Annotated in this window: 6 protein-coding genes and 1 pseudogene; 2 read left to right on the plus strand and 5 right to left on the minus strand. The window is 73.6% G+C overall.

Annotated elements, in window-relative coordinates; all coding sequences use genetic code 11:
* The first annotated feature begins 171 nt into the window (after positions 1-171).
* Positions 172-1,101 carry a proline dehydrogenase family protein gene (locus tag ACFV6I_RS09750; RefSeq protein ID WP_063349537.1) on the plus strand — a complete coding sequence of 310 codons (930 nt, stop codon included), beginning with the start codon at positions 172-174 and terminating at the stop codon, positions 1,099-1,101.
* A 69-nt stretch (positions 1,102-1,170) separates the two neighbouring features.
* On the opposite strand, the gene ACFV6I_RS09755 is transcribed toward ACFV6I_RS09750, so the two are convergent.
* Complete coding sequence (locus ACFV6I_RS09755; RefSeq protein WP_380424218.1) at positions 1,171-1,764, minus strand: Uma2 family endonuclease; 594 nt, start codon at positions 1,762-1,764, stop codon at positions 1,171-1,173.
* 149 nt (positions 1,765-1,913) lie between these two features.
* Here ACFV6I_RS09755 and ACFV6I_RS09760 point away from each other — a divergent pair, with 149 nt between their 5' ends.
* Positions 1,914-2,606, plus strand: a complete 693-nt coding sequence (locus ACFV6I_RS09760; protein ID WP_380424220.1) for an RraA family protein — start codon at positions 1,914-1,916, stop codon at positions 2,604-2,606.
* Positions 2,607-2,615: 9 nt separating this feature from the next.
* Here ACFV6I_RS09760 and ACFV6I_RS09765 read toward each other — a convergent pair whose 3' ends face one another.
* From ACFV6I_RS09765 to ACFV6I_RS09780, 4 genes and pseudogenes are all read right to left on the minus strand, one after another.
* Positions 2,616-3,104, minus strand: coding sequence for a GNAT family N-acetyltransferase (locus tag ACFV6I_RS09765; RefSeq protein ID WP_363368956.1), 489 nt, complete (start codon positions 3,102-3,104; stop codon positions 2,616-2,618).
* A gap of 98 nt (positions 3,105-3,202) precedes the next feature.
* The gene (locus ACFV6I_RS09770; RefSeq protein WP_380424222.1) at positions 3,203-4,165 is read right to left on the minus strand and encodes an SGNH/GDSL hydrolase family protein; all 963 of its coding nucleotides are present in this window, start codon (positions 4,163-4,165) and stop codon (positions 3,203-3,205) included.
* A 175-nt stretch (positions 4,166-4,340) separates the two neighbouring features.
* Positions 4,341-5,582: a TerD family protein gene (locus tag ACFV6I_RS09775; RefSeq protein ID WP_380424263.1), complete on the minus strand. Its 1,242-nt coding sequence runs from the start codon at positions 5,580-5,582 to the stop codon at positions 4,341-4,343.
* A 239-nt stretch (positions 5,583-5,821) separates the two neighbouring features.
* Positions 5,822-6,680 (minus strand): annotated as a pseudogene (locus ACFV6I_RS09780) (hypothetical protein); the annotation flags it as partial.

The following is a 6,680-nucleotide window of genomic DNA, read 5'->3' on the forward strand; positions in this document are numbered from 1 at the left end:
CTTTTCATGTCCCCGCGCTTGGGGGCGCGGCCCTCCCCCCCGGCCCCCCGGCCCCCCCGCCCCCCCGGGGGGGGGCCCCCCCCCCGCGGGGGCGGGGGTGCCACGTACCCGCCGCCCGCCGCCCCGGCCCCCCTTCTGCCACCCTTAGAAGCACCAGCTCCAGGAGTCACGATGCTCCGTTCCGCCCTTCTCGCGGCCTCCCGGTCGCCGCAGGTCCGCACCGTGGTCGAGAAGTTCCCGCCGACCCACGCGATAGTCGAGCGCTTCGTCGCCGGTGACGTCCTCGACGACGCCGTCACCGCCACCGATGACCTGATCGCCACCGGCCGCAAGGTCACCCTCGACCACCTCGGCGAGGACACCCAGGACGCCGCCCAGGCCGCCGGCACCGCCGAGGCCTACGAGCACCTGCTCACGGCGCTCAAGGAGACCGGCCTCGCGGCCGGCGCCGAGGTGTCGGTCAAGCTGTCGGCCGTCGGCCAGTTCCTCCCGGTGGACGGCGAGAAGATCGCGCTGGAGAACGCCCGCCGCATCTGCGAGGCCGCCGCCGACGCCGGCACCACGGTGACCCTCGACATGGAGGACCACACCACCACCGACTCCACCCTCGCCATCGCGCGCGAGCTGCGGGCCGACTTCCCCTGGCTGGGCGTCGTGCTCCAGGCCTACCTGCGCCGCACCGAGGCCGACTGCCGCGAGTTCTCCGGCCCCGGCTCGCGCGTGCGCCTGTGCAAGGGCGCCTACAAGGAGCCCGAGTCGGTCGCCTTCCAGGGCAAGCACGACGTCGACCTCGCGTACGTCCGCGCGCTCAAGGTCCTGATGGCCGGCGAGGGCTACCCGATGATCGCCTCGCACGACCCCAACATGATCAAGATCGCCGGCCAGCTCGCCCAGTGGAACGGCCGCAAGCGCGACTCCTTCGAGTACCAGATGCTGTTCGGCATCCGCCCCGAGGAGCAGCTGCGCCTCGCCGGCGAGGGCAACACCATGCGCGTGTACCTGCCCTACGGCCAGGAGTGGTACGGCTACTTCATGCGCCGCCTCGCCGAGCGCCCGGCCAACCTCACCTTCTTCCTGCGCGCCATGGCCACCCGCGGCTGACCCGCGCGCACCCGCACGACGACGGCCCGCACCCCCGGTGGAAGGGGGGTGCGGGCCGTTTGTCGTGGGTCAGAGGAACGGTTTGGTGTCCAGCTCGAAGTCGAAGGGGTCGGGCAGCGGGAGAGGTTCGCCGAAGGCGGCCAAGTGAACCTCGGTGTACTCCTCGCGGTGGGGATTGCTGAAGAGGCTGACCTGCGACTTCTCGCGGTCGATGAGGAGGTAGAACGGGATCGCGGCGCGTGCGTAGCAGTGGCGTTTGGCGATGCGGTCCTGGTCGGGCTTGCTGGAGGTGACCTCCGCCACCATGGTGACGCCGTCCGGTTCCATCCATGGCGGCGCGTCGCGGAACAGTCGGAGCTCCTCCGGGGCGAACGTGGCGTCCGGAATGACGTGGTTCTTCGGGCAGAGTCCACCGCTCACGAGGCGGAGGCCCTTGCTGCCCGAAACGCTCATATCGGTGTTGGAGCGCCGGATCACCTGCTTGATCAGGTGATTGATGTGGTCCTCGTGGTTGCCGTCCGGCGGTGGTGCCACGATGATCTCTCCCTCGATGAGCTCGGCCCGGAAGCCTTCGGGGGAGTGCAGGCTCAGGAAGCTCTCCAGCAGGATGTCCTCCTGCGATGGGGAGCCCGTGATTGGTTGCTCATGCGCCACAGCACTCATGATGCCCCTCCTTCAGGTTCGAGTCACGCTAGTCGTGGTGCGGAGGGGTTATGCCGTGCACGGTTGGTTTTCACTCGATGGTGTGAGTTTGAGGCCTGGCATAGCATCCCGATGCTGATGAACTGGGGCTTTGGCGGGAGGAGTTGGGGATGCTGAAGGAGTTCGCTGGGTTGTCGGCGCCGTTGGTGGCGGATGCGTGTGTGCGGTTGGGGGTGGGGCTCAGGGCGGCGCCGGTGGGGGTGGCGGCGGTGGTGGCCGGGGGGCGGGTCGCGGGGCGGGTGCTGCCGGTGCGGCACTACGGGAGCGTGGACGTGTTCCTGGAGGCGTACGGGGCGGCCCAGGACGGCGACGTGCTGGTGATCGACAACGGCGGGCGGACCGACGAGGCCTGCATCGGGGACCTCGCGGTGCTGGAGGCGCGGGCCGCCGGGATCGCCGGGATCGTGGTGTGGGGGCTGCACCGGGACACCCCCGAACTGGTGGAGATCGGGCTGCCGGTGTTCAGTTACGGCGCGCTGCCGCTGGGGCCGGTTCGGCTGGACGGGCGGGAGCCGGAGGCGCTGGTGACGGCGCGGGTCGGGCCGCACCTGGTGGGCGCCGGGGACGTGGTGTTCGGCGACGCGGACGGGGTGCTGTTCGTCCCGGCCGACCGGGCCGGGGAGGTGCTGGAGGCGGCCGCCGCGATCGCCGGGACCGAGCGCGCGCAGGCCGGGCGGATCGCCTCCGGTGACACGCTGCGCCGGCAGACCGCCTTCGACGAGTACCTGGAGCGCCGCGCCGCCGATCCTTCGTACAGCTTCCGGCAGCACCTGCGGCGGGTCGGCGGGGCGATCGAGGAGTAGCGAACTCCCTTACAGCGGCCGGTGCATGACGTGCAGGCCGACGTAGCCGTCGACGGGGTGGTGGAAGGCTTCGGGGACGGTGCCGACGATGTCGAAGCCGAGGGATTGGTAGAGCTTCACGGCGTGGTGGTTGTTGGCGACCACGGCGTTGAACTGCATGGCGCGGTAGCCGTTGGTGCGGGCCCAGTCGAGGGTGTACTCGACCAGGGCCCGCCCGATGCCGCGGCCGTGGTGCGCCGGGTCGACCAGGTAGCTGGCGCTGGCCACGTGCGCGCCGTTGCCGGGGCGGTTGCGGGTCATGTTGGCGGTGCCGACGACCGTGCCGGCCTCGTCCACCGCGACCACCGTGCGATGGGGCGCGGCGAGCATCCACCACTCCCGGCCGAGGTCGGAGGAGAGGTCGAGGGGGTAGGGGAACGTCTCGCCGGCGGCGATGACGGTGTGGAAGAAGGGCCAGACGGCAGGCCAGTCCTCGGGGGTGGCTTCGCGGATGAGCATCCGCTCAGCATGATCCGCGGCGGGAGGGGCCTGCCACTGGTTTTCGACTGGTTCTCAATGCGCGGCGTTTCCGGTGCGGCCGCTTCCGGTGCGGCTGGTCAGCTCAGGACGGCGTCCTCGACCAGGGCGGCCGCGTGGGCCTGGCCCTTGGCGTTGGGGTGCACCAGGGCGTAGCGCAGCGGGATGATGCTGGTCAGCACGCCGTCCAGCCAGTGGTCCTGGTCGCACACGCTGTGGCCGGTGGTGGAGGGGTAGAGGTCGACGAAGGCGTCGCCGCGGGCGGCGGTCCGCTGGGCGATGATCGCGTTGAGCGGCTCCAGGATGGCCGTCCGCGCCCAGGCGAGGTCGCCGGTGGTGAAGGTGGCGAACTGCTCCAGGTTGCCGTAGGTGCAGCGGGTGGCGTCCTCGGGGACGAGGTGGGGGTAGCCGATGGTCAGCAGCCGCGCGGACGGGGCCTTGGCGTGCAGGGCGCCGAGCATCTGGTCGAAGTCGCCGCGCAGTTGGTTGAAGCGGTCGGGCAGGCTCGCGTCGAACTTGTCCTTGCAGGGCGTGCCCTGGCCGAGGACCGCGGCGCCGAGTTCGATGCAGCCCTTGAGGATCTCGGCGAAGCCGAGGGTGTTGCCGCCGATCTCGACGGTGATCACGTCGGCGCCCGGGGAGACGGCGTCGATCTGCGACGGGACCGGTGGGAAGGGGGCGCCGGGGTTGGTCCCGAGCGGCGGGAGCGGGCGGCCGGGCGGGGCTTCCTTGGTCTGGTAGACGTCCTTGACGGTGGCGCCGGCACAGCTGACGTTGCGCAGCTCGACCAGGGGGCCGAGGCCGCGGCGGATCAGCTCGGGGTAGGAGCCGGTGGTGCGGGCGCAGCCGTCGCGGGGTTCGGTCTCGTCGCCGGCGGCCTCGACGAAGCCGGCCGTGTAGGAGTCGCCCAGTGCGGCCCAGGCGAGCGTCCGGACGCGGCCGGCCGGTTCGGCGGCGGCCTGGGCGGCGGACGGGGTGATCAGGCCGGCGGTGAGCGCGACGGCGGTGCCGGCGACAGCGAGGCGGGACAGGAAGCGTGGCACGGTCTCTCCCTCAACGAGTGCGCGGGAGAGCGCGATTCACCCCCCTAGAGGTAGATCGAGTCGGTGGGTGGACGACTTGATCCCTCAGGAGGGTGAATTCGCGTGTGCGGCCGTGACGTTGGGCCGATCGGCCCTGGGCGTCGGGGTGGGTCGGCGAGGGGTGGGGCGAGACGGTTCAGAGCAGGGCGGCGGACGGATCGACCATCGCCCGGGCGGTCTTGGCGTCGACGTACTCGCCGAGCGCGGTCATCACCCACTCGCCGGACGACTGCCGGACCAGCTTGCACATCACCACGCCGGTGTGCGGCTCGGAGTGGGTGAGGTCGAAGCGGACCAGCTCCTCCTCCGTCCGGGCGTCCAGCAGGCGGCAGTAGGCGTTCTTGACCTCGGTGAACCGCTGGCCGGAGAAGGAGTTGACGACGAAGACCAGGCCGGTGACCTCGGCCGGCAGGCCGTCCAGGTGGACGGTGATCGACTCGTCGTCGCCGGCTCCGCCGCCGGTGAGGTTGTCGCCGGAGTGGGCGATCGCGCCCTTGAAGACGGTCAGCTTCATGAACCAGGCCGTCTCCAGCTTCTTGCGCTGGGCGTCGAAGGCGAGGCAGGAGGCGTCCAGGTCGACGCTGCGGCCGCGGCCGGCGGGCTCCCAGCCGAGCGCCATCCGGACCGAGGAGAGGAACGGACGGCCGTTCTTCACCAGGGAGACCGAACTGCCCTTGACCAGGTTGACCCGGCCCTTGTCCAGGGTGATCTTGGCGGGGGCGGACGGGGCCGGCGGGGCGACCGGGGGCGCGGGGGGCGCGGGCGGGGTGGCGGCGAGGGCGATCCGCGGGTCGACGGGGGGAGCCGGGGGAGCGACCGGAGGGGCCGCGGGGGGAGTGGCGGGGGCGGGGGCCTGGGCGGCCGGGGCCGGGGTCGCGGCCGGGGAGTCGTCGACGGAGACGCCGAAGTCGGTGGCGATGCCCGCCAGGCCGTTGGCGTAGCCCTGGCCGACCGCTCGCACCTTCCAGGCGCCGCCGCGCTGGTAGACCTCGACCACGATGAGCGCGGTCTCCTGGCCCAGCTGCGGCGGGGTGAAGGTGACCAGGGCCTGCCCGGTGTCGGCGTCGCGGACGGTGGCGGTCGGCTCCATCCCGGCGAAGGTGGAGGACTGGTCGGCGGGGCTGGCGGTCACCACGATCTTGGTGATGCCGGCCGGGACGGCCAGGGTGTCGACGGTGATCGCGTCCGGCGCTCCGGCGGCGGCCGGGCGGTGGCTGACGCCGGGGCCGTGCGGGGCGTTGAAGAAGACGAAGTCGTCGTCCGATCGCACCTTTCCGGCGTCGGTCAGCAGCAGACCGGAGACGTCCAGCGCCTTGGGCGCGGTGACCTCGACAGTCACCCGCGCGGCGGTCAGCGGGGCGTTGCCGCCTTGGGTCAGGACGGTGGACACGGACTCCTCCTCGGGTGCGGAACGGCGGCCGGCCGGGGCCGCTGGGACCGCCGGGCCGGGTGCTGCCCACAGTAACGAACGGGCGCGTCGGGATGAGCCCGGCCGGGGCGGTGACCTGTCGGATCGTCGGACGGTACGGCCGGGCGGCGGGGTTGGGCGGCGGGGTTGGGTGGCAGGCCCCGGCAAGGCCGCACGGTGGCAAGGCGGCGGGACAGCGCGGCCGGAGGTCAGCGGGGCGCGAAGGCGGTCGGCGTGCTGGGGCGCGGCGGGAGCCCGGGTGCCTCGGGCACGACCGGCGGCGGCGCGACCGGCGGCGGCGCGGCGGGCTGCGGTGCGACCGGGCCGAAGGCGCCGAGGGCGGCGACCGCCCGGGGCCGGTCGATGCCGAAGGCGGCGGCGCTCCAGCTCTCCGCCGCGGCGGCCTTGCGGACCGGGCCGGACGAAGCGGGCCGACCGGACGGGAGCGAGGGGCCGGACGGGCCGGTGGGCCCCGAGGGTTCGGCGGCTGGGCGGGTGCCGCGCACGCCGAAGGCGTAGTGGCCGGGCGGGACGTCGGTGCCGGCCGGGGTGGTGAAGCGGTAGACCAGGGTGCCGCGCTCCTGTTGGGCGGTGACGACCGCGCCGGGCAGGTCGGTCCAGGCGGTGCCGCTGCCGGGGGCCAACTCACCTGGGGCAAGGCGGAATTCGGTCTGAAGTGCGGTGAGCGGCTCGGTGACGGCGAGGTCGAGCTGGTGCCGGAGGCCGTCCCGGCCGAGCGGTGTGACCGTGGCGACGCCGGTCAGGGCCTGGTCGGTGTCCGGCTCGGCGTCCGGGCCAGGGGCGCCGGCGGTCGGGCCGTCGGTGCCCGGGGCGATTGCGCCGGGCGGCGGCGGTGCGGGCTGGGCCGGGGCGGCCGGGCGGGGTCCGGGTGCGTGCGGCGTGGTCGGCGAGGGGGAGGGCGAAGAGGGGTCGGCCGGCTGCTCGGCGACGGGCGCGACGGGCTGGGCCGACGGCGAGGGCGCGGCGGCGTCGGGGGGGGGGGGGGGGGGGCCGGGGGGGGCGGGGGGGGGGCCGGGGGGGGGGGGGGGGCGGGGGTGGGCGCCGGCG

Source organism: Kitasatospora sp. NPDC059803, assembly GCF_042732255.1.
GTDB lineage: Bacteria > Actinomycetota > Actinomycetes > Streptomycetales > Streptomycetaceae > Kitasatospora.

Bases quoted from the DNA above. Each gene is read 5' to 3' on its own strand.
- ACFV6I_RS09750 (WP_063349537.1), top strand. From the start codon at position 172: ATGCTCCGTTCCGCCCTTCTCGCGGCCTCCCGGTCGCCGCAGGTCCGC.
- ACFV6I_RS09755 (WP_380424218.1), bottom strand. From the start codon at position 1,764: ATGAGTGCTGTGGCGCATGAGCAACCAATCACGGGCTCCCCATCGCAG.
- ACFV6I_RS09760 (WP_380424220.1), top strand. From the start codon at position 1,914: ATGCTGAAGGAGTTCGCTGGGTTGTCGGCGCCGTTGGTGGCGGATGCG.
- ACFV6I_RS09765 (WP_363368956.1), bottom strand. From the start codon at position 3,104: ATGCTCATCCGCGAAGCCACCCCCGAGGACTGGCCTGCCGTCTGGCCC.